The sequence below is a fragment of the Aminobacter sp. LjRoot7 genome (assembly GCF_964252895.1).
GTDB lineage: Bacteria > Pseudomonadota > Alphaproteobacteria > Rhizobiales > Rhizobiaceae > Aminobacter > Aminobacter aminovorans_B.
Map to the genome: position 1 here is coordinate 169,775 of NZ_CAXUPX020000010.1, position 20,967 is coordinate 190,741.

21 protein-coding genes are annotated in these 20,967 nt (G+C 62.1%); 9 read left to right on the forward strand and 12 right to left on the reverse strand.

The annotated features are described in order from the left end of the window. Positions 1–80: 80 nt before the first annotated feature. From ACSQ3E_RS24580 to ACSQ3E_RS24590, 3 genes are all read right to left on the reverse strand, one after another. Entirely contained in the window at positions 81–941 is an 861-nt protein-coding gene (locus ACSQ3E_RS24580; RefSeq protein WP_436124658.1) for an NlpC/P60 family protein, read from the reverse strand. Beyond that, a complete protein-coding gene (locus ACSQ3E_RS24585; RefSeq protein ID WP_067967155.1) occupies positions 938–1,288 on the reverse strand; it encodes a MarR family winged helix-turn-helix transcriptional regulator in 351 nt (116 codons plus the stop codon). The genes ACSQ3E_RS24580 and ACSQ3E_RS24585 overlap by 4 nt, the downstream gene beginning before the upstream one ends. Positions 1,289–1,507: 219 nt before the next feature. Next, on the reverse strand, positions 1,508–2,872 hold the full coding sequence (locus ACSQ3E_RS24590) for a leucyl aminopeptidase family protein (RefSeq protein ID WP_436124659.1): 1,365 nt from the start codon (positions 2,870–2,872) through the stop codon (positions 1,508–1,510). Between the two features lie 133 nt (positions 2,873–3,005). On the opposite strand from ACSQ3E_RS24590, the gene ACSQ3E_RS24595 reads away from it, so the two are divergent. Continuing rightward, positions 3,006–3,815: a tetratricopeptide repeat protein gene (locus ACSQ3E_RS24595; protein ID WP_436124660.1), complete on the forward strand. Its 810-nt coding sequence runs from the start codon at positions 3,006–3,008 to the stop codon at positions 3,813–3,815. A 71-nt stretch (positions 3,816–3,886) separates the two neighbouring features. On the opposite strand, the gene ACSQ3E_RS24600 is transcribed toward ACSQ3E_RS24595, so the two are convergent. The 9 genes from ACSQ3E_RS24600 to ACSQ3E_RS24640 form a co-directional block, all read right to left on the reverse strand. Continuing rightward, complete coding sequence (locus ACSQ3E_RS24600) at positions 3,887–4,903, reverse strand: type II secretion system F family protein (protein ID WP_436124661.1); 1,017 nt, start codon at positions 4,901–4,903, stop codon at positions 3,887–3,889. Between the two features lie 4 nt (positions 4,904–4,907). Next, complete coding sequence (locus ACSQ3E_RS24605; RefSeq protein WP_436124662.1) at positions 4,908–5,921, reverse strand: type II secretion system F family protein; 1,014 nt, start codon at positions 5,919–5,921, stop codon at positions 4,908–4,910. 28 nt (positions 5,922–5,949) lie between these two features. Beyond that, positions 5,950–7,449, reverse strand: coding sequence for a CpaF family protein (locus ACSQ3E_RS24610; protein WP_436124663.1), 1,500 nt, complete (start codon positions 7,447–7,449; stop codon positions 5,950–5,952). A 29-nt stretch (positions 7,450–7,478) separates the two neighbouring features. Further along, positions 7,479–8,762: an AAA family ATPase gene (locus ACSQ3E_RS24615; protein ID WP_436124664.1), complete on the reverse strand. Its 1,284-nt coding sequence runs from the start codon at positions 8,760–8,762 to the stop codon at positions 7,479–7,481. Positions 8,763–8,781: 19 nt separating this feature from the next. Next, the gene (locus tag ACSQ3E_RS24620) at positions 8,782–9,510 is read right to left on the reverse strand and encodes a CpaD family pilus assembly protein (protein ID WP_436124665.1); all 729 of its coding nucleotides are present in this window, start codon (positions 9,508–9,510) and stop codon (positions 8,782–8,784) included. Beyond that, positions 9,507–11,027 (reverse strand): type II and III secretion system protein family protein, encoded by a 1,521-nt coding sequence (locus ACSQ3E_RS24625; RefSeq protein WP_436124666.1) that lies wholly within the window; start codon positions 11,025–11,027, stop codon positions 9,507–9,509. The genes ACSQ3E_RS24620 and ACSQ3E_RS24625 overlap by 4 nt, the downstream gene beginning before the upstream one ends. Beyond that, positions 11,024–11,839, reverse strand: coding sequence for a Flp pilus assembly protein CpaB (cpaB, locus tag ACSQ3E_RS24630; protein WP_436124667.1), 816 nt, complete (start codon positions 11,837–11,839; stop codon positions 11,024–11,026). The genes ACSQ3E_RS24625 and cpaB overlap by 4 nt, the downstream gene beginning before the upstream one ends. A 127-nt stretch (positions 11,840–11,966) precedes the next feature. Then, a complete protein-coding gene (locus tag ACSQ3E_RS24635; RefSeq protein ID WP_436124668.1) occupies positions 11,967–12,488 on the reverse strand; it encodes an A24 family peptidase in 522 nt (173 codons plus the stop codon). A gap of 152 nt (positions 12,489–12,640) precedes the next feature. Then, complete coding sequence (locus ACSQ3E_RS24640; protein ID WP_436124669.1) at positions 12,641–12,808, reverse strand: Flp family type IVb pilin; 168 nt, start codon at positions 12,806–12,808, stop codon at positions 12,641–12,643. A 365-nt stretch (positions 12,809–13,173) separates the two neighbouring features. On the opposite strand from ACSQ3E_RS24640, the gene ACSQ3E_RS24645 reads away from it, so the two are divergent. The 8 genes from ACSQ3E_RS24645 to dnaA all read left to right on the forward strand — a co-directional run bounded on the left by ACSQ3E_RS24645 (position 13,174) and on the right by dnaA (position 20,788). Beyond that, positions 13,174–13,596, forward strand: a complete 423-nt coding sequence (locus ACSQ3E_RS24645) for a pilus assembly protein N-terminal domain-containing protein (protein WP_436124670.1) — start codon at positions 13,174–13,176, stop codon at positions 13,594–13,596. A 122-nt stretch (positions 13,597–13,718) separates the two neighbouring features. Next, a complete protein-coding gene (locus ACSQ3E_RS24650; RefSeq protein ID WP_436124671.1) occupies positions 13,719–14,306 on the forward strand; it encodes a TadE/TadG family type IV pilus assembly protein in 588 nt (195 codons plus the stop codon). A 116-nt stretch (positions 14,307–14,422) separates the two neighbouring features. Further along, entirely contained in the window at positions 14,423–14,965 is a 543-nt protein-coding gene (locus ACSQ3E_RS24655; RefSeq protein WP_436124696.1) for a TadE/TadG family type IV pilus assembly protein, read from the forward strand. Positions 14,966–15,073: 108 nt separating this feature from the next. After that, on the forward strand, positions 15,074–16,312 hold the full coding sequence (locus ACSQ3E_RS24660; RefSeq protein ID WP_436124672.1) for a phosphopentomutase: 1,239 nt from the start codon (positions 15,074–15,076) through the stop codon (positions 16,310–16,312). Then, the gene (gene mutM / locus ACSQ3E_RS24665) at positions 16,305–17,192 is read left to right on the forward strand and encodes a bifunctional DNA-formamidopyrimidine glycosylase/DNA-(apurinic or apyrimidinic site) lyase (protein ID WP_436124673.1); all 888 of its coding nucleotides are present in this window, start codon (positions 16,305–16,307) and stop codon (positions 17,190–17,192) included. The genes ACSQ3E_RS24660 and mutM overlap by 8 nt, the downstream gene beginning before the upstream one ends. Positions 17,193–17,242: 50 nt before the next feature. Further along, complete coding sequence (locus ACSQ3E_RS24670) at positions 17,243–18,016, forward strand: enoyl-CoA hydratase (RefSeq protein ID WP_310319535.1); 774 nt, start codon at positions 17,243–17,245, stop codon at positions 18,014–18,016. A gap of 134 nt (positions 18,017–18,150) precedes the next feature. Next, on the forward strand, positions 18,151–18,417 hold the full coding sequence (gene rpsT / locus ACSQ3E_RS24675; protein ID WP_067965745.1) for a 30S ribosomal protein S20: 267 nt from the start codon (positions 18,151–18,153) through the stop codon (positions 18,415–18,417). Between the two features lie 835 nt (positions 18,418–19,252). Beyond that, positions 19,253–20,788, forward strand: coding sequence for a chromosomal replication initiator protein DnaA (dnaA, locus tag ACSQ3E_RS24680; RefSeq protein ID WP_310319541.1), 1,536 nt, complete (start codon positions 19,253–19,255; stop codon positions 20,786–20,788). Positions 20,789–20,967: the final 179 nt, after the last annotated feature.

Genomic DNA, 20,967 nt, shown 5'->3' on the forward strand with positions numbered 1-20,967 from the left:
GGGAGAAGGTGGCCCGAAGCTCGCGCTGCCTCTCACCTGCCTGCGGGCATCCTCTCCCGTGAACGGGGAGAGGTAAGCAGCTACGGCCGCCTGAAGCTTGTCGGTCCGCCGTAGAGATAACCAATGCGGTCGATGGCTTGGCGCAGGCCTTCGCGGGCGACGGTCATGGTGTGGCCGTTGGCGTGGATCATGTTTTCGGTGTCGGTCATGATCGCGACATGGCCCTTCCAGAAGACAAGGTCGCCGCGCTGGAGCCCGGAAAAGTCCGCGCCCGCATCGACCGGCATGCCGAGCGAGGCTTCCTGCATGTCGGAATCGCGCAGCACGTTGCGTCCGGTCATGCGCATCGACAGCTGGACGAGGCCCGAGCAATCAATGCCGAAGGCGCTGAGGCCGCCCCAGAGATAGGGCGTGTCGATCAGCCGTTCGGCAACCGCGACGAAATCGTCTGTCGTGGTGCCGAGCGGCGCGAGGTGCTGCAGGACGATTGCTTCCCCCGACGGCAGCAGCCCGTAGCGCGTCCCGCGCGTTTCGGCGAAGCCGGTGACCGCGACCTGCGAACCGATGGACAATTGGCCGCTGCGCGGAAACTTCATGTCGGGGCCAGGATAGACGAAGGTGCGCAAGGCGGTGACGACATGGGTCGGGTCCGCGCCACGCGCGGCGAGGTCGCCTGACGAGGCGTAACCGACATAGCCATCGCGCTCTGCCTGGAGCCAGGCAAAACCTTCAGCTTCCTCGAAGACAACGACCTCGTCGCCAAAAAGCAGCTGGGTGTTGAGGCCGGCATCGGGGCGCGGCGCTTTGCGGACGTCGGCCACTGATGCGGAAATGCGCGCCGGGCGGCCGGCAACGAAGCGTTCGGCCGCGACCTCGCCTTGCAGGCGGGCATCGGCAAGATCGGGACGGAAGGCGTGAAGGCGGCTGTCGCGGGCGGTCAAATCGGAAGCTCCATGGCTTTGGCAATGATAGCATCGCCCAATCGCTCGACATAGAGCGCGCCTTCGACGGTGCGCCGGATGAGCACGTTGCGCTTGTCGCTCTCGTCGCGGTGGCGCGACACCAGCTTGAGCGCGCCCATCGTGTCGAGCGCACGGGTGATGACCGGCTTGCTGACGCCGAGGCGCGCCGCCAGCCCGCGCACCGTGTGCGGCGGCGGGTCGAGATAGATGGTGAGCAGGATCGCCATCTGGCGCAGCGTCAGGTCGGGCGCGTCGTCACGCACCTCGGACAGGGAAAACTGCTGCAGCAGTCTCAGTGATTGGCTCGGACGCAATGCGATCGGCATGACGCCAGCATCCACTGTATTTGTTTCGGTTCCGTTTCATTCAATGGGGATTTTGCGGCGGGTGTGAGGCGCGCTCGCACTATCTGCCTAGCTCACGCCGCCCCTCATCCGCCTGCCGGCACCTTCTCCCCGTAATGACGGGGAGAAGGAACACTGCCGCAACGCTGACGCCCCCTCTCCCAGTTCGTCGCGGGGAGAGGGTAGGGGTGAGGGGCATTTTTACCCGAACCGGGCCGAAATGACCTTTTCCAGCGCGCGGATGGCCTGGGCCTCGCCGCCGGTCGGGCCGTGCGGACGATCGCTCGGGTTCCAGGCGAAGATATCGAAATGCGCCCAGCCTGATGTCTTTTCGACGAAGCGCTTGAGGAACAGGGCGGCGGTGATGGAGCCGGCGAAGCCGTCCGTGGTGACATTGTTCATGTCGGCGATCTTGGACGACAGTTTCGAATCGTAAGGCTTCCACAAGGGCATGCGCCAGATCGGGTCCTCGACGGCCAGCGACGCGGCAGTGAGATCGGCGGCGAGCGCTTCGTCGTCGGTGTAGAAAGGCGGCAGGTCGGGACCGAGCGCGACGCGCGCGGCGCCCGTCAGCGTCGCCATGTCGATCAGCAGTTCCGGCTGCTCGTCGTCGGCAAGGGCGAGCGCGTCGGCCAGCACCAGCCGGCCCTCGGCATCGGTGTTGCCGATCTCGACAGTGATACCTTTGCGGCTCTGCAGCACGTCGCCGGGGCGGAAGGCGTTGGCTGAGATCGAGTTCTCGACCGCCGGGATGAGCACGCGCAGCCTGACGTTGAGTTTGGCCGCCATGATCATCGAGGCGAGGCCGAGAACGTTGGCGGCACCGCCCATGTCCTTCTTCATCAGCAGCATGCTCGATGCCGGCTTGATGTCGAGGCCGCCGGTGTCAAAGCAGACGCCCTTGCCGACCAGCGTGACCTTGGGCGCGTCCTGGGGCCCCCAGCTCAAGTCAATCAGGCGCGGCGCATCGTCGGAGGCGCGGCCGACGGCATGGATCATCGGGAAATTGTGCTTCAGAAGGTCATCGCCGAGTGTGACGCGAACCTCTGCGCCGTGGACGCCGGCGAGTTTGCGCACCGCAGCCTCCAGCGCCGACGGGCCCATGTCGTTGGTCGGTGTGTTGACTAGGTCGCGGACGAGGAACACCGAATCGACGATGCGGCTGAGCCTGGCGGCGTCGACGCCCGTGGGCACTTCGAGGCCGATCGCCCTGCCCGGCTTCTTGCCGTAGCGGGTGAAGACATAGCCACCAAGGGCAGCACCCAGGGTTGCAAGTTCGGGCTGCGCCGGGGTGCCCTGGAAATGCCAGTTGCCCTCGGGCAGGTTGCGCGCAAGGGCGCCGAAGGCAAGCCCGCTGTCGCCCTGGCCCGTGCCGAACAGCGCGCCAGCAAGCCTGCCGTCAGCGCCTGGGATTGCCAGCACCTTGCCGGCCTCGCCGGCAAAGCCGTTGGCATTGGCCCAGGCGAGCACATCGGCAGTGAGCCCGGCATTTTCGAGACCGCCCTTGGCGACGAGGTGGATCGGCAGTGCGTCGGAGGGCTTTTGCTCGAACAGTTCGACCGGCATTTCGGCTTCCTTCAGTCTCGGATGGCTGTGCCGTCAGGCGTTCTTAACCATCCGTTAGGGTTAACAGAATATTTCTCCAAAGCGGGGAAATGGCCTGCGAACGGCCACGCGAACGAATGGAGACCCGTCGCCGATGTTGACCAATCGCTCGATGAACGCAACGGGAAAACGCCTCGCCAGAATGGCCTTGCTGACGCTGCTGATGGCGAGCGTCGCCGGCTGTGGCACCGCCAAGATGGTCACCGGCTCGATCGGCCGTGGCAAATCGGTCGACGCCATGTCGACCGGCGCGATCGGCGGCTCTGTCGACCAGATCGGCCGCGCCTATGCTAACGATCCCAACAACAAGCCGGTGGCGCTGCAATACGCTTCGGCGCTGCAGGTCAAGGGTCAGACCGACCAGTCACTGGCGGTGATGCGCAAGCTCGCCATCGGCTATCCCAAGGATCGCGACGTGCTCGCCGCCTATGGCAAGGCGCTCGCCGCCTCGGGACAATTCCAGCCGGCACTCGACGCCGTGCGCCGCGCCCAGACGCCTGAGTATCCCGACTGGAGGCTGGTGTCTGCCGAAGCAGCGATCCTCGACCAGCTCGGCCAAACACAGGATGCGCGCGGCCTTTACCGCAAGGCGCTCGATCTCAAGCCGAACGAACCGACGATCCTATCAAATCTGGGCATGTCCTATGTGCTCGAAGGCGACCTGAAATCGGCCGAGACCTATCTCCGCTCGGCCGCCTCGCAGCCCGGCGCCGACAGCCGCGTGCGCCAGAATCTCGCGCTGGCAGTCGGCCTCCAGGGCCGCTTCGACGAGGCCGAGCAGATCGCCAGCCAGGAGCTTTCGCCCGAACAGGCGCAGGCCAATGTCAGCTATCTCAGGAGCATGCTGTCCCAGCAGAACGCCTGGAACCAGATCAAGGCCGACGGCAAGCCGAAGAAGAATTGACGGGCCGTCTGCCCGAAATGAAAAAAGCCGCGTTATCACGCGGCTTTTTTGCGTTTGATGATGGCTTGTCGTTACTCGCTGCTCGACTGCTGACTGTTGCCCATGATGCCGCGCTCGCTGATCTGCATGCCGGCCGGGCCGAGGATGACGGCGAACAGCACCGGCAGGAAGAACAGGATCATCGGCACGGTGAGCTTCGGCGGCAATGCGGCCGCCTTCTTTTCGGCAGCGTTCATGCGCATGTCGCGGCTTTCGGCCGCCAGCACGCGCAGTGCATGGGCAACGGGCGTACCATAACGCTCGGCCTGGATCAGGGCCTGGGTGACTGATTTGACCGAGTCGAGGCCGGTGCGGCCGGCCAGGTTTTCATAGGCCTGGCGGCGCTCGGTGAGATAGGAAAGCTCGGCATTGGTGAGCACGAACTCTTCGGCCAAGTCGACGGACTGGGCGCCGATTTCGTCGGCAACCTTGCGCAAGGCAGCTTCAACCGACATGCCCGATTCGACGCAGATCAGCATCAGGTCGAGCGCATCCGGCCAGGCGGCCTGGATCGACTGCTTGCGTTTGGTGGCGCGATTGGAGACGTAAAGCACCGGCGCGTAAAAGCCGGCATATGCCAGTGCGATGCAGATAAAGATCTTCATCACAAACGGCTTGTCGGCAAACACGCCGAGCACGAAGACATAGAAGATGCCTAGCACCAGGCCGACGAATGGCAGGACGAGGCGAAAAAACAGGAAGCGGGTCAGCGGATTCTGGCCCCGGAAACCGGCGACCTTCAGCTTGTTGAGCGTCGCTTCGTCGACCAGCGCGCGGCGCAGGTCGAGCCGCTCGACGATGTTGCGCATGCCGATCGACTGCTGTTCGCGCAGGCCCTTGTGGCGACGGTCGGCTTCGGCGGCAAGGCGCATGCGCTGCTTGGCGCGCAGCTCGTCGCGCTCCAGCGCCACGGCCTTCATGCGCCCCTTGAGCGGGTTTCCACTCAGGGACGGCAGGACGGTGAAAACGGTCGCGAATACGGCGATAGCAACGAGCAACGCGATGAGGAAGGAGGGATCGGTAAGCGATTTGACAACCTGGTCCGTCATCGGCCTAGACCTCGAAGTTCATCATCTTGCGCATCACGAAGATGCCGATCGCCATCCAAACACCTGAGATGCCGAGGATGAGGTGGCCTGTGCTGGTGACAAACAGCGGCATGATATAGTTCGGACTTGAGAAGTAGACGAGCACGGCGACGACAACCGGCAACGAGCCGATGATTGCGGCCGACGCCTTGGCTTCCATCGACAGAGCCTGGATCTTGGCCTTCATCTTCTTGCGGTCACGCAGCACCCGCGACAGGTTTCCCAACGCTTCGGAGAGATTGCCGCCTGCTTGGCTCTGGATCTGGATGACGATGCCGAAGAAGCCCGCTTCTGGGCACGGCATGGTCTCGGTCATGCGGAGTGCGGCATCGGGGATGGAAACACCGACCTGTTGCGCCTCAACCAGACGACGGAATTCGCTACGAACGGGTTCAGGAGATTCCGAGGCGATAAGGCGTATGCCATCGTTGAGCGGAAGGCCTGACTTCACCGCGCGCACGATGATGTCGAGCGCATTAGGGAACTCTTCCAAGAACTGCTTGACGCGGCGGCCGCGTCTGAAAGCAACGAACCATCTGGGCAAGCCGATACCGCCGGCAAGTAATGCGCCAGGCAACAGGATCAGCGGCGCGCCGGCCAGGTAGATCAGCAGCGTGACGACGAGACCGCAGACCGCCGAATAGACGTAGAAACGTTCGATTGTGACCAGCATGCCAGCCTGGCGTATCTGGACACGCAGCGGCGGCTTCTTGATGTTGCGGTCCTTGGCCTTCTGCTTTTCCTCGAGTTCCTTGAGCGTGTCCTGCACGGACTTGCGCCTTTTGGCGACTTCGGCGACCCGGTCGCGCGAAGCCTTCACCACCGTTTTGTCCGACTCGGTCTGCCTCACCAGAGCCATGCGGCGGTCTGTATTGGCCTGGGTCTCGATGCGATTGAACAGAAAGGCATAGGCGACGGCGCCAGCACTCAGGCCGGCGAGTGCGACGAAGATCAGCATCATGGCGTCGAGGCCGAACATGGCGCGTCAGATCCTCATCCTGTGCATGTCAATCCGAGGCCTTTTCCATGGCTTCGAGTGCCGTCGCGAGGCGGGCTTCCTCGCCGTAGTAGCGGGCACGATCCCAGAAATGCGGCCGGCCGATGCCGGTCGAAACGTGGCTGCCTATCAGCCTGCCGTTCTGGTCCTCACCCTTGATGTTGTAGAGCACCAGGTCCTGGGTGATGATGACGTCACCTTCCATGCCGATCACCTCGGTGATGTGGGTGATGCGGCGCGAACCGTCGCGCAGTCGGGCAGCCTGGATGATGATGTCGACGGAGCCGACGACGATCTCGCGCACGGTCTTCTGCGGCAGCGAGTAGCCACCCATCGCGATCATCGCCTCGATACGGTTGAGGCATTCACGCGGGCTGTTGGAGTGGATCGTGCCCATCGAGCCGTCATGGCCGGTGTTCATCGCCTGCAGCAGGTCGAACACCTCCGGTCCGCGCACTTCGCCGACGATGATGCGCTCTGGGCGCATGCGCAGGCAGTTCTTGACGAGGTCGCGCATCGTCACCTCGCCCTCGCCCTCCAGGTTGGGTGGGCGGGTTTCGAGACGGACGACATGCGGCTGCTGCAGCTGCAATTCCGCCGAGTCCTCGCAGGTGATGACGCGTTCGTCGCGGTCGATGTAGTTGGTCAGGCAGTTGAGCAGCGTCGTCTTGCCCGAACCGGTACCACCGGAGATGATGATGTTGCAGCGGACGCGGCCGATGATCTTCAGCACCTCGGCGCCGTGCTGCGAGATGGCGCCGAACTTGACGAGCTGATCGAGCGTCAGCTTGTCCTTCTTGAACTTGCGGATGGTGAGGGCGGCGCCGTCGATCGACAGCGGCGGTGCAATGACGTTGACGCGGGAGCCATCGGGCAGGCGCGCGTCGCAGATCGGCGAGGATTCGTCGACGCGGCGGCCGACCTGGCTGACGATGCGCTGGCAGATGTTGAGCAGCTGCTGGTTGTCGCGGAAGCGGATGGAGGTCTGTTCGACCTTGCCGTTGACCTCAATGTAGACGTTCTTGGCGCCGTTGACCATGATGTCGGCGATTTCGTCGCGCGCCAGCAGCGGCTCGAGCGGTCCGTAACCGAGCACGTCGTTGCAGATGTCTTCGAGCAGCTCTTCCTGCTCGGAAATCGACATCGCGAAGTTCTTGATCGCGATAATGTCGTTGACGATGTCGCGGATTTCCTCGCGCGCACTGTCGGAGTCGAGCTTGGCAAGCTGCGACAGGTCGATAGTGTCGATCAGCGCCGAAAACACCTGGCTCTTGGTATCGTAATAGCTTTCGCTGCGCTCGCGCTGCGCCTTGCGTGGTTCGGGCGCGAAGGAAGGCGTCGGCTCGAAGTTGCGCCGCGGTGCGGCTGCCGCTGCCGGTGCCGGCGTTGCCGGACGCGGGGCCACCAGTGTGTCACCGACCTGTGGCGCCGCGGGCGGCGGCGTCGTTGCGAGCGGACGGAACCCAGGCGTCGGGCGATTGCCGTCGTCGTTGCCTCTCCTGCCAAACATGATCGACTAGCACCTCCGCCGCACTGGCATCACTTCTTGCGGGCTTTCAGCCGACTGAGAATTCCACCGAGCCCAGACACCTTCTTGGCCTTGGCCTCGGACCTTCCGGTCAGGACATGGGCGATCTCGTTGATCGTCTGGACGACGGCGTTCTTGGCATCCATCTCGCCCAGCATGCGTCCGTTGTTGGCGGCATTGCCGAACAGCAGCGGGTCGAACGGGATGACAGCCAACGGCGTGATGCCGAGCGGCTCCGCGAAATCCTTGGCGGATATTTCCGGGCGTTTCGGCACGCCAGCCTGGTTGAGGATCAGCCTGGGCGGCGGATCATTGGGCCGCAGCCGCTTCAGCATGTCGACCATGTTCTTGGTGTTGCGCAGGTTTGCCAGCTCAGGCGTCGCCGTGATGACAACCTCGTCGGCACGGAGTAGCGTGTTCTTGCTCCAGCCGCTCCAGATATGGGGAACGTCGAGCACGAGCATCGGCGAACTGCGCTGCGCCGTGTCGATTATCGAGGTGAAGGCCTCGGCGTCGAAATCGTAGACGCGCTCAAGGGTCGACGGCGCGGCAAGCAGCGACAGATGCTCGGCGCACTGCGCCAGCAAACGGTCGAGATAGACCTCGTCGACACGTTCTGGCGCAAACACCGCTTCAGCGATGCCTTGAGCAGGGTCCTGGTCGAAGTTGATGTTGGCTGTGCCAAAGGCCAGGTCGAGGTCGGCAACGACGACCTCCGACTTGAACAGGCTCGACATCGCCCAAGCGACATTGTGGGCGATGGTCGACGAACCAACGCCGCCCTTGGCGCCGACGAAGGCTATCGCGCGGCCGATCGGCTCCGCGTCGGGGTCGACGAAGATCGACGAGATGACGCTGACGACGTCAGCCGTGGAAACGGGCGCCACGACATATTCAGAAATGCCCGAGCGGATCAGTTCGCGATAGAGTGCTACGTCGTTGTAGTGGCCAATGACCACCACCTTGGAACTCGGATCGCAATACTCCGACAGCCGATGCAGCGCCTCGAGCAGGCTCTTGGGTTCGCTGCGCGACTCCAGGATGATCAGGTTTGGTGTCGGCGCACCGCTGTAAACTTCGATTGCGGTTTCAATGCCGCCCATATGGACCTGAAGATGGGCCTTGGCCATGCGGCGGTCCTCGCCGGCGCGACCGATCGGCCCGGCGACGCTGTCGGTCTCGCAGAAGGCCTGGATCGAGATCCGCGGCACGGGCCTCAATGTCTGCATGACATCAAGGTCATGCTGCGACAGCTCGGCACCCTCGGGCGGGGAATCGTAGGCGAGATTGCTCATATCGGACTGCCCCTACCCATCAATAGAACGTTTCCGGATCCCAAGGGGCCGGCGGCTTTCGATACTGATCGATCACAACGTTACGATTCTCGGCATCAATCTCGCTCTGCTTGCGCGGCCCGAGCAGGTCGGCCGGGTTGGCAATCTGCGCGGCAAGATTGTTCTGATAAGAACAGCCGAAATTGGCGTAATGCTTGTTGTCGGTGGTTTCGGCGACGTCTGCCGGCCAGCGGCCGCAGCGGCCCGTTTGCGCTCGCATCGCCGAGTAGACGGCGCGGATGGGCGACGAGGCCTCCGGATATTCAGCCTGATAGCTGGTGATGGCGATACGGTTCTTCGGCACGCCCGCCTTCATTGCGATGTTCATCAGACCTCGAGCGGCCCTTGAAGCAGCAGCGTCATTGGCGCCGCCCGCGGGGGTCATGATCGTCAGCGTGGGCGCAGCATGGCGATCATAGTTCTGCAGGAACCCCTCGAAGGTGACCTTTTGCCCCCTGGTGATGCCGCGATCGCCGACGCCGATCGGAATGTCGATGGTCTGGTTCTTCTCGGCAATAACGATCGGATGATTGGTGCGATAGTCGTCCGGGATCGAGCCGACGACGACGCTGTCGCGATTGGCGCAGCCTGCCAGCAGCGCCACAGTGACAGCTGCCAGCAGCGAACCAAAGAGACGCCCGTTGGTTGACATGTGGCGACCTGCGGTGCGTGAGAAGATTGCCTGAGCCATGCCCCTATCCCCGCTCATTTGTAGATGAAGCCGACGACGCCGTGGTAACGGCCGGCGGGCTTATCGGTTTTCATGGTGCCGTAGACACGGTTAACGCGGCCGAGGAACATTCCGGCGCCATCGCTAGCGGCGTTGAAATTGTCATCGGGCTTGGCGAGTTCGTTCCGCGCGGTCGGGCGAGCAAGATAGGGGGTCACGATGATGACCAACTCGGTTTCGTTGCGGATGAAGTCGCGGCTGCGAAACAGCGTGCCAAGGATCGGCACCTTCGACAGGCCGGGTACGCCGCCCATGACCTGCTTGACGTCGTCGCGAACAAGGCCGGCAATCATCATCGAGCCACCAGACGGAAGTTCGACAGTCGTGTCGGCGAGACGCTTGCGTAGGGACGGCAGCGTCGGACCGCCGCCAGCAAGGCCTGACGACTCGTTTGTCGGTTCGGAAACCGCCGTGCGGATCTTCAAGCTGATGCGCCCCGCCGAAAGAACAACCGGCTTGAAATCAAGACTGATGCCGTATTCGACGCGCTCATAACGGAGGCCGCCGGGATCGGTTACGCCGTCCTTGTCGCGCTTCTCGGCTTCAACTTCTTGCAGCATGTTGAATTCGCCGCCAACGCGGAAAGACGCCTGCTCGCCCGAGACGGCTGTCAAGGTTGGCTCGGCCAGTGTCTTCATCACACCGGCTTGCTCCATTGCGCTGACCGACGCGCCAAGACTACTGTTACCCAGCAGAAAGTTGCCGGCGTTGCCCACCAAGGGAGCGCCAAGGCCACCCGGAATGGCGTTCTGTATGCCCCAGTTGATGCCGTCTGAGTTGCCCTGCGCCAGCATGTTCACGCCAAGCTGCTTCATCACGTTGCGGCTGACTTCGGCGACCGTCACCTTCAGCATGACCTGGTCATCACCAACAATCTGGAGCAGATTGACGATCTTGCTCTTCTGGCGCGTCTGGTCGGGGTTATTGATGTCGACTCCGCCATTGTCGGATCCACCCGTGGCGGTTTGCGAATACTGACCCGTTGTCGCTTCGCCACCGGTAACGAAGATCGTCGCCAGATCGACCGCACGCTTGGCATCGAGAGGCGTGTCGACAGTACCGGTCAGCACGACGTTGTCATTCAGCAGCTCGACCTTGATGTCGGCGCCTGGAATGAAGCGCTTGATGTAGTCCTCAAGGCCGGCGACATCACGCTCGACAGCAAGATCGAGGCTGACGATCTGCTCGCCATTGGGCCCGAAGACGAAGATGTTGGTTTCGCCCACTGCCTTACCGAACAAGTAAATGCGCCGCGCCGTACGGGTGACGGCATCGGCGACGGTCGGGTTGGCGACAAGGATGTCGTAGGCGTCGCTCGGCAGGTCGATGACAACCGACTTGTTAAGCCCCAGCTTGACGCGCTGGATGTTGGTGGTGCTTGAGCCGACCTTGGCCTGTGCCGCAAAAGCCGGAGTAAGATCGGCAATGACAGCGCCTGTGGCAACAATGCCGAAGGCTGCGGTGGCAGTGGCCAAAAATCTGATGCAGGATCTCATTTCCTTGCTCCCGATTCAGAAATCTCGCCAGATTTGATCAGCCTCACGGTATCGCGCTTGCCTGAGCCAGAAACAAGGTAGTCGGCCTCGGCGAGGTTTTTCTGCTGCGTATCGGCGACAGAGCGTAGTGCCAGCGTCAGCCGGTCGGCCATCTGCTGCGCCACGGTAATGATCTCGGCCTGCTGCGGCGTGAGTTCGAGCGTCGCCGTCTCGCCGACCTTGACCTTCTTGCCCTCTTCGTCCTCCTGGATGGCCTGGTCGATTGCCAACACGCGGATGTTGCTGAGGATGGTTTCGGTGGTGAAGCCGCTACCCGACTTTGCCGCATCGGAGCGACGCGTCATGATGACATCGACATAGTCGTTGGGCAGGATGAAACCGCCAGCTGACGTGTCGGCGGAGATGGTGGTGGCAACCGCGCGCATGCCAGACGGCAGGACGGCCGACATGAAGCTCTGGCCTTCACCGATCAGCTTGGACTTGCGCAGCGGCTCGCCGCTGTACATGGCCAGACGCGCCACGGAGGTCTTGAACTTGTCGAGGGCTTCGGGCTCGGCGTCGCGTGTGATAAAGTTGGGATTGACGCCATCGCTCGGCCAGGGCTGCCAGGCGAGGTTGTTTTCAACGGTGCCACCCATCGGCACGTCGCCGGTCAGCACCAGAACGTCAGTGAGGGCAATCTGTGGCTGCTGCGGGCCGGATTCGACAATGACCGCGGCCGGTGGTGGTGCCGACATGTTTTTGGCGACAAAACCGGCACCGCCTGCGGCAGCGACCGCTACGCCAAGTATCATCAGTCGCGATGCAGCCATTTGTCCGAAACCTCGCCCTGGCACCCCATCAAGCCAAGCCGGACTTTGCATAGGCAATCGTCAACTTATGGTTAATGCAGTCCTTACAAGCGTGATTAATTGTTTCTTACGCAGGGGACAGTTGCAGCTATTGTGCCGCGAGGCGTTCGACGGCCCAAACCACCAGAGGTGACGCGGGATATGTCATGAGTCCGCCGAGACCAAGCGCGATGCCATAGGGTACTCCGCCCGCATCCTTGGAGAAATTCCTCAGGAACATATTCTGCCCGGTAATGTGAGACAGGGCGGAACTGCGAAAAGTCAGGATCGCAAGCGTTAGCAGGCCACCCAGGATCGTCGCGGTCAGGAGATATTGCATCAACGGCATGCCGAGCCCCATCCAGATGCCGGTCGCGGCGATCAACTTGGCGTCGCCGCCGCCCATGCCGCCAAGCGCGAACAGGCCAAAGGTAATGGTCAAAAGCAGAGCGCCGGCAGCCAGGTGCATACCGATATCGGCCCAGGCCATGCCGGTCAGCGGAGCGACAACGAGGAATACGCCGAGCAGCAACAACGGCACACGATTGGCGATGGTCATCGACAAGGTGTCGGAGACGGCCGAAAACACCATGCAAAAGGGAAAAACCACAAAGATCAGAGCTTCAAGCATGGCCCCGCATTCACCAAGGTTAAATCTCGACCAGCCTACGACAACGGAATTAAGCTTGAATGAAGTTCTGTTCTAGGCGCCGCTCCAAATGCAGAAAGGCCACTCGTAAGTGGCCTTTCGCTTGTCCCGCCGAAGCTAAATCGACGTGAGCATCAATTCGCCAGCGCGTCCCGGACTTCGTTAAAGCGGGCCTCGAGGTTGGTGCCGACGCTGCCGGCTGCGGTGATGATTGCAAGCGCGATAAGAGTGGCGATCAGACCGTATTCGATGGCGGTCGCGCCGGATTCGTCCTTAACAAAACGTGCGATGAGGTTCGACATTGTAAGCTCCTTGCTCCGTGTTACAGCACTTCCGCCAACATTTCTTTGTCGTCGATCGGATGACTGCAACCTAGCGGGGAGCTCTTTCGATCGGCTTAAGAAATAGCCTTACCGAAACCTTTCGCCGTGACTTGGCGTCATGTGGTTAACCACGGACTAAGCAGAACCGGACAATTGTGGGCGATGCAACAGCGCCAAGCCGTGGCTTTTTGCGACCTACTGCATAAGCATTCGAACAAGCCAGCATGGCGCCGTCTTCGCCCTATGGTTGTCTCGACCCGACGCTTAACCGTTGGTTCACCAAAGTCGTTCATGTTCCATTGAACCGTTGACCGACACCGACAGCCGCCGAGGGGGCGCCTATCATGGCCAAGCCAAACCTTTATGTCCTGGGAGCCTGCGCTTGGCTGGCATCGTTTGCCGCAACACACGCATACGCGGGCGCGGGCATTGAAGTGACGATGAACCAGGCCAAGATCGTACGGCTGACGCGCCCGGCCGACACGATCGTGGTCGGCAACTCGGCCATCGCCGACGCTTCGATACAGGATGCTTCGACCATCGTGCTCACCGGCAAGGGTTTTGGTGTCACCAACCTTGTCGTGCTTGATGCCGATGGGAGCCCTATCGTCGACGAGCAGGTGACGGTCATCCGGCACGACGCCTCATCGGTCCGGATCTACCGCCGTTCGGAGGTCCAGACGCTTTCATGCACGCCCTTTTGCGAGAGTTCCTACAAGAGCGACGCCGAGCGGATGTCCGAGAGCGAGATGAACGCCAGCCAATAAGGTGGCTGCCAGCTATGGTTAGCGATCAGTAAGCCCGGCACTGGCAATTTTCCGGACCATTCAAACCAGACCTCAACAGCTTTCCCTTATACATCGACCCAACCATGAGAGGCGGTCGGGACATGACCAAAGCAGCGGCTGCAGAACGCAACAGCGTGAACGGGTCCAGGCAAGGCTTCGTTGTTCGTTTCGTGCGCGATCAGAACGCAAGTACGGCGATCGAATTCGCAGTACTCGCGATCCCGTTCTCATTGCTGGTGTTTGCCATCCTGGAAAGCTGCATCGCCTTCGCCGGTCAGCAGATACTGTCGAATGCCGCCGACGAAGTCGCCCGACAACTGCGCACCGGTCAGATAAGGGCTGCGAATGTCACCGAAGTCTCATTGAAAGACGAGATCTGCACCAAGCTGGCAGTCCTAGTCTCGAAGGACTGCCAGAAAGAGCTACTGGTCGACCTGCGCAGCTATCCGACATTTGCCGACGCGGCAAAGGTAAAGCTAAAGCTGATCGGTAGTGGCGATCAAAAAGATATAGACACCACTGGCTTCGCAGTCACTCCGGGACCGTCGATGTCCAAGAACATGCTTCGTGTTTTTTATAGATGGCCAGTCATTACCGACTTCATGCGGGCATCTATGTCGAACATCAAGGGCGGCAAGACGCTGCAGTTCGCCGCCGTCGTCTGGCAGAACGAACCGTTTAACGATTGAAGACGCCGCGAGCAGTAACCAAGGGAACAAGCCTTATGTCTTTCTGCCCGGGGACACGGTCAAATCTGAAACGACTACGGTCAGCCGCGTGCGCTCTGATCGGCGACAGCAGGGGCATCGCAGCCGTAGAGTTCGCTTTAATCGCACCGCTACTGCTGTCGCTCTATTTCGTGACCATGGAAGTCTCCCAAGGGATCGAGACCAACAAGAAGGTCAGCCGCGTTGCCTCGATGGTCGCTGACCTGATCACCCAGCAACAGACAATCACCAGTGCTGAGGTGGACGCCGTGATGAGGATCGGCGAATCGATCCTACAGCCTTACAGCCGCAGCACCGGTAAGATCATCATCACAGCGATTGAAATCACTAACGAAGCGGCGCCCAAAGTCCTAGTCGTGTGGTCGCGCAAGCTCGTCAACGGCGTCACCAGCATCGATGCGATCAAGGGTACCGCGACGAATGTGCCGCCGACACTGAAGATCAAAGGCACCTTCCTGATACGGGTAGAGAGCGACCTCGCATACAAGCCTGTCATCACCTGGGCGGCAGAATCCAAGCCGGCTCTCGGCCTTGCCGCCGCATTCGACGGAATCGCAATGTCCGAGAAATATTATTTGCGTCCGCGCATGAGCCAAACGGTTCCCTGTCCCGACTGCTGAACTGCGCCCGCCTGCACGCCCCATGTCAGCTGCCTTTGCGCCGGATAATTGCCATTGCCGGCGACTGATCTTATGTCTGGCGGATTGGCAATCGAGAGCCCCTTGTAGATGGCGCGTGCATTCCTGTTTGTCCTGGATTCCTTCGGCATTGGCGGGGCGGCGGACGCCGAACGCTTTGGCGACGTCGGCTCGGACACCTTCGGACACATTGCGAATGCCTGCGCCGAAGGCCGCGGCGACCGCCAAGGCCTGCGCAGCGGTCCGCTCGACGTACCCAACATGGCATCGCTTGGCCTCGGCCTTGCGGCGAAAAGGGCAACGGGATTCGAATTCGCCGGCGACATGCCGCTGCGCGCCGGAGCCTTTCATGGCGCTGCCCAGGAAATCTCGAGCGGCAAGGACACGCCGTCGGGCCATTGGGAAATCGCCGCCCTGCCCGTCACCTTCGACTGGGGCTACTTTCCGCAGACAGTGCCGGCTTTCCCCGCCGCGCTGACCGACGCGATATCAAGGGAAGGCAAGGTTCCGGGCATTCTGGGCGACTGCCACGCCGGCGGTGTCGAGATCATCGAGCGCTTCGGCGAGGAGCACATCAGGACGGGCAAGCCGATCTGCTACACATCGGTGGACTCGGTGCTGCAGATCGCAGCGCATGAGGCGCATTTCGGGCTGGAGCGGCTCTACGAGCTCTGCCAGGTCGTCCGCCGCCTGGTCGACCCGCTGAAGATCGGCAGGGTCATTGCCCGTCCCTTCCTGGGCGAGAGCAAGGAAACGTTCCATCGCACGCCCAACCGCCGCGACCATGCCACCCCGCCACCCGAGGACACGCTGCTCGACCGGCTTACCGCGCGTGGCAGCAAGGTCATCGGCATCGGCAAGATCGGCGATATCTTCGCCCATCGCGGCATCAGCGAGATCCGCAAGGGTGTCGGCAACATGGCGATGTTCGACAAGGCGCTGGGCGCCATGGACGACGCCCGGGACGGCGACCTGGTGTTTGCCAACTTCGTCGATTTCGACACCGAGTTCGGCCATCGCCGCGACGTGCCGGGTTATGCCGCAGCTTTGGAAGCATTTGACCGGCGCCTGCCCGAAGCCTTCGCGCGGCTGAAGCCGGGCGACCTGCTCATCCTCACCGCAGACCACGGCAACGATCCGACCTGGCTCGGCACCGACCACACGCGCGAGCGCATCCCGGTGATCGGCATAGCCCAGGGCCGCTCCGGCGGTGACATCGGGCTGAGGCCAACCTTCGCCGACATCGGCGAGACGGTGGCCGCACATCTCAACCTGGCGCCCGGCCGCCACGGCAACTCCTTCCTGGAGACGATCGCCAGCCATGCCTGAATTGCCCGAAGTCGAAACCGTGCGGCGCGGACTGCAGCCGGTGCTGGAAGGCGCGCGCATCGAGCGCGTCGAGACCCGCCGCCCCAATTTACGCTACCCCTTCCCCGACAGGTTCGGCGAACGCCTCGAAGGCCGGAAGATCACCTCGCTCGGCCGCCGTGCCAAATATCTCATCGCCGACGTCGAGGATGCGCCGCTTTTGATCTGCCATCTCGGCATGTCCGGCTCGTTCCGCGTCGAGACCGACGAGGACGCGGCTCCCGGCAATTTCCACCACGAGCGCTCGAAATCGGAGACGCACGACCACGTCGTCTTCCACGTCGCTGATCCGAAGGGCGTTCCGGCGCGCGTCGTTTTCAACGATCCCCGGCGGTTCGGCTTCATGCTGTTTGCCGAGCGTAACGGTGCAGAACACCCGATGCTGGAGGGACTTGGCGTCGAACCGACCGGCAATGCGCTTGACGGCGGCCTCCTTGCCCAGCTGTTCGAAGGCAAGAAGACCCCGCTCAAGGCGGCCCTGCTCGACCAGCGCCTGATTGCCGGCCTCGGCAACATCTATGTCGCGGAAGCGCTGTGGCGCGCCGGGCTTTCGCCGACGCGGGCCGCCGGCACGATCGCCGGCAACGGCAAGGTGGCGAAGGAACGGGCGACGCTTCTGGCGACCTCCGTCCGGGAGGTGATCTCCGATGCCATCGCCGCAGGCGGCTCGTCGCTGCGCGACTACGTCCACACCGACGGCTCGCTCGGCTACTTCCAGCACTCCTTCTCCGTCTATGACCGCGAGGGCGAACCTTGCGCGCACAGCGGCTGTGCAGGCCATATCGAGCGCATCGTGCAGAGCGGGCGCTCAACCTTCTATTGCCGCCAGTGCCAGCGCTGAGTTAGAGCAAAACCTCATCGTTGACGCAGCGAGAGAGGGAGAGCCGCAAGATGGCCTATGAAACGATCATCGTGGAAACACGCGGCAAGGTGGGGCTGATCACGCTCAACCGCCCGAAGGCGCTCAACGCGCTCAACTCTCTTGTCCTGGCAGAGCTGCTTGCGGCCACCGGCACCTTCGAGGCCGACCAGGGCATCGGCGCCATCGTCATCACCGGCTCGGAAAAGGCCTTCGCGGCCGGCGCCGACATCAAGGAGATGCAGGGCAAGAGCTATGTCGACGCCTATATGGAAGACTTCTTCTCCGGCTGGGAGGCTTTCGCGGCCAACCGCAAGCCGATGATCGCCGCTGTCGCCGGCTACGCGCTGGGCGGCGGCTGCGAGCTCGCCATGATGTGCGACTTCATCATCGCCGCCGACTCGGCCAAGTTTGGCCAGCCCGAGATCACGCTCGGCGTCATGCCCGGCATGGGCGGCTCGCAGCGACTCACTCGTTTCGTCGGCAAGTCGAAGGCGATGGACATGTGCCTGACCGGCCGGATGATGGATGCAGCCGAAGCCGAGCGCTCCGGCCTCGTCTCGCGAGTGGTACCGGCGGCCGACCTGATGGAAGAGGCGATGAAGGCAGCGGCAAAGATCGCCGACTTCTCCCTTCCGGCCGTCATGATGTGCAAGGAAGCGGTCAATCGTTCTTATGAAGTAACGTTGTCCGAAGGCCTGCGTTTCGAGCGCCGCGTGTTCCATTCGATGTTTTCGCTCGACGACCAGAAGGAAGGCATGGCAGCCTTTGCCGAGAAAAGGACTGCGAATTTCCGCAACCGCTGACCTGAATCGCGTTGACGTTGGAAAGAAGCTGAACTATAAGCCGCACCAACTGAGGCGCCCCCAGGGACGCCCGATTTATTTTTGCGCTCTACGGATACCCGCGGGCGCCCACCTAGAGATCAAAGAGAGGCACCATGGCCAATACCTCCTCGGCCAAGAAGGCAACGCGCAAGATCGCCCGCCGCGCAGCGGTCAACAAGAACCGCCGCTCGCGCGTCCGGACTTATGTCCGCCAGGTCGAAGAGGCACTGGCCTCGGGCGACAAGGCAAAGGCAGAAGCCGCCTTCAACGCCGCCCAGCCGGAGTTGATGCGCGCCGCCACCAAGGGCGTCCTGCACAAGAACACCGCCTCGCGCAAGGTTTCGCGTCTGGCACAGCGGCTCAAGGCGCTTTCCGCCTAAGCCCTGCAAGCAATTGGATTTCTGATCAACCCGGCCTCACCAGCCGGGTTTTTCTTTTGCCGGCATGGGGCCAAAAAACCCGTCCGAAGGGCCGCCTGAGCAGGGTCTCCAGGGGGTCGAAATTTTGCCGGCATATGCGGCTATTCTGATAACTACAACTGTTAGAAGTAGCCCTACAACCAGACTCGGCCTGGCAGAAATTACCCTTTAATTTCAAAGACTTGCGAATGGTCATCCACAGCTTGTTCAAGCTGCCCGCAGGGCTCGGGGGACAAGTTGGTGTCAAGCGGATTCTTTTATAATTATTTCGGACGGCCTGCGGTTTTTTTCGATCCCCGGAAAAGGGTTTGAATCACAACGGCTTTGTCCCTTTGAGGGCGACCGGCAAGCTTTGAATCCGACGCCGAGGTAAGCAGATTCATTAAAAACGGGTTAGACTCGGCCTTGCCCTGTCCACAGCGATTTTTGTAAGGTCTTTTTATCGAAGGGACGGGCAGCAAGCCCTCTGCAAAGCCAAAAAATCGGCGGCGTTCTCGGCGTGGATGGAATCCGCGTCCGGGGGAGGTATGCCCACTTCGAAGTATACTTGGGGCGTGTGGGGATACACGGCATGGTGACTTTGCATCGCACCGGCGATTCCGCCGGATGGCTACGCATTTGCCTGGTGCTGCCGCCCCCGCGGCACTGGCCTTCCGAAAGTGCCGCTTGGCGCTAGGGGAAGGTGACTGGGGCTCCGCCGGCAACGGCAAGCATCCCGAATGAACATATACCGGTGGAGACGCGAGCGGCGCGTCCCCATTCGGCAACGAGGACCGAAGGTTAGGGATTGCAAACAATGCAAAGCGGCATCGAAAGGGAAGCAAATGCGGGCTTTCTTTTTACCGGCGAACTGATCGAGGGCAACGAAGTGGCAGCAACCAGCGCCGCAGAGAAGAATTTTGACCGGGTCAAGACGCAGCTCCAGGTTCGCCTGGGCAGCGAGGTCTTCTCAAGCTGGTTCGGCCGCATGAAGCTTGCGGAAACCTCGAAGGGCGTCGTGCGCCTTTCGGTGCCGACGGCTTTCCTGCGCTCCTGGATCAACAGCCATTATCTCGATCTCATTTCCGAACTCTGGCGCCAGGAAGAGCCTGGGCTGCTGAAGCTCGAGATCATCATCCGTACGGCGACCCGTACCGCACGCCCCGGCGTCGAAACCGAGGCCGCATCGCTGCGCAAGCCGGTGCGCCAGGCGCAGACCGCCCTTGCCACCAGCACGGCAGCTGCCGGACGCACTGCCGAGCGCCCTGCCCCGGTCCGCAACGGCACTGCCGACCAGGAGTTCAAGCAGAGCGTGCTCGGCTCGCCGCTCGACCCGCGCTACACCTTCCAGTCCTTCGTCGAAGGCCCTTCCAACCGGGTAGCCTTGGCTGCGGCCCGCGCGGTGGCTGAATCGAACTCGCGCTTCAACCCGCTGTTCCTCCATGCCACCGTCGGCCTCGGCAAGACTCACCTTCTGCAGGCGATCGCCGCCGAGTCGCTGCGCCAGAACCCGAAGTCGCGTGTCGTCTACCTGACGGCCGAATACTTCATGTGGCGCTTTGCGACCGCGATCCGCGACAACAACGCGCTGACGCTCAAAGAGCAGCTGCGCGACATCGATCTTCTGATCATCGACGACATGCAGTTCCTCCAGGGCAAGTCCATCCAGCACGAGTTCTGCCACCTCATCAACATGTTGCTCGATTCGGCCAAGCAGGTCGTGGTTGCAGCCGACCGCCCGCCGGCGGAACTGGAATCGCTCGAGCCGCGCGTGCGTTCGCGCCTCAATGGCGGCGTGGCGCTGGAAATGTCGGCTCCTGACTTCGGCATGCGCCTTGGCATGCTCAAGCTGCGCTTCGCCGGCGCCAAGCATGAAGACCCCAACCTGGCCATGGACGAGGAAATCCTCACCCATGTCGCCCGCACCGTGACCGGCTCGGGCCGCGAACTGGAAGGCGCTTTCAACCAGCTGATCTTCCGCCAGTCGTTCGAGCCGCAGCTGTCGATCGAGCGCATCGACGAGATCCTCGGCCACATCTACCGCTCGGGCGAGCCCAAGCGCGTACGCATCGAAGACATCCAGCGTATCGTGGCGCGCCACTACAACGTGTCGAAGACGGAGCTTCTGTCGAACCGCCGCACCCGCACCATCGTCAAGCCGCGCCAGATCGCGATGTACCTGTCGAAGGTGATGACGCCGCGCTCGCTGCCCGAGATCGGCCGGCGTTTCGGCGGCCGCGACCACACCACGGTGCTGCATGCCGTGCGCAAGATCGAGGACCTTTCGGGCGGCGACAACACGCTCGCCCAGGAGCTCGAACTGCTGAGGCGGCTGATCAATGACCAGGCCTGACGGACTGCAAGCGCAGGCGACAGTTTGACGCCTGCGACTTATCCCCAGAACGCCCGCGCCACGGCCGCCGAGTCGTCGCGCGGGCTTGCCTTTCCGCCGTTTTTACTGTCAGACTCAGCACAATTCCGATCGTGTTGCGGGCTTTCCCGGGCGCATTCGAGCCCGCGAGCCCGCACCTT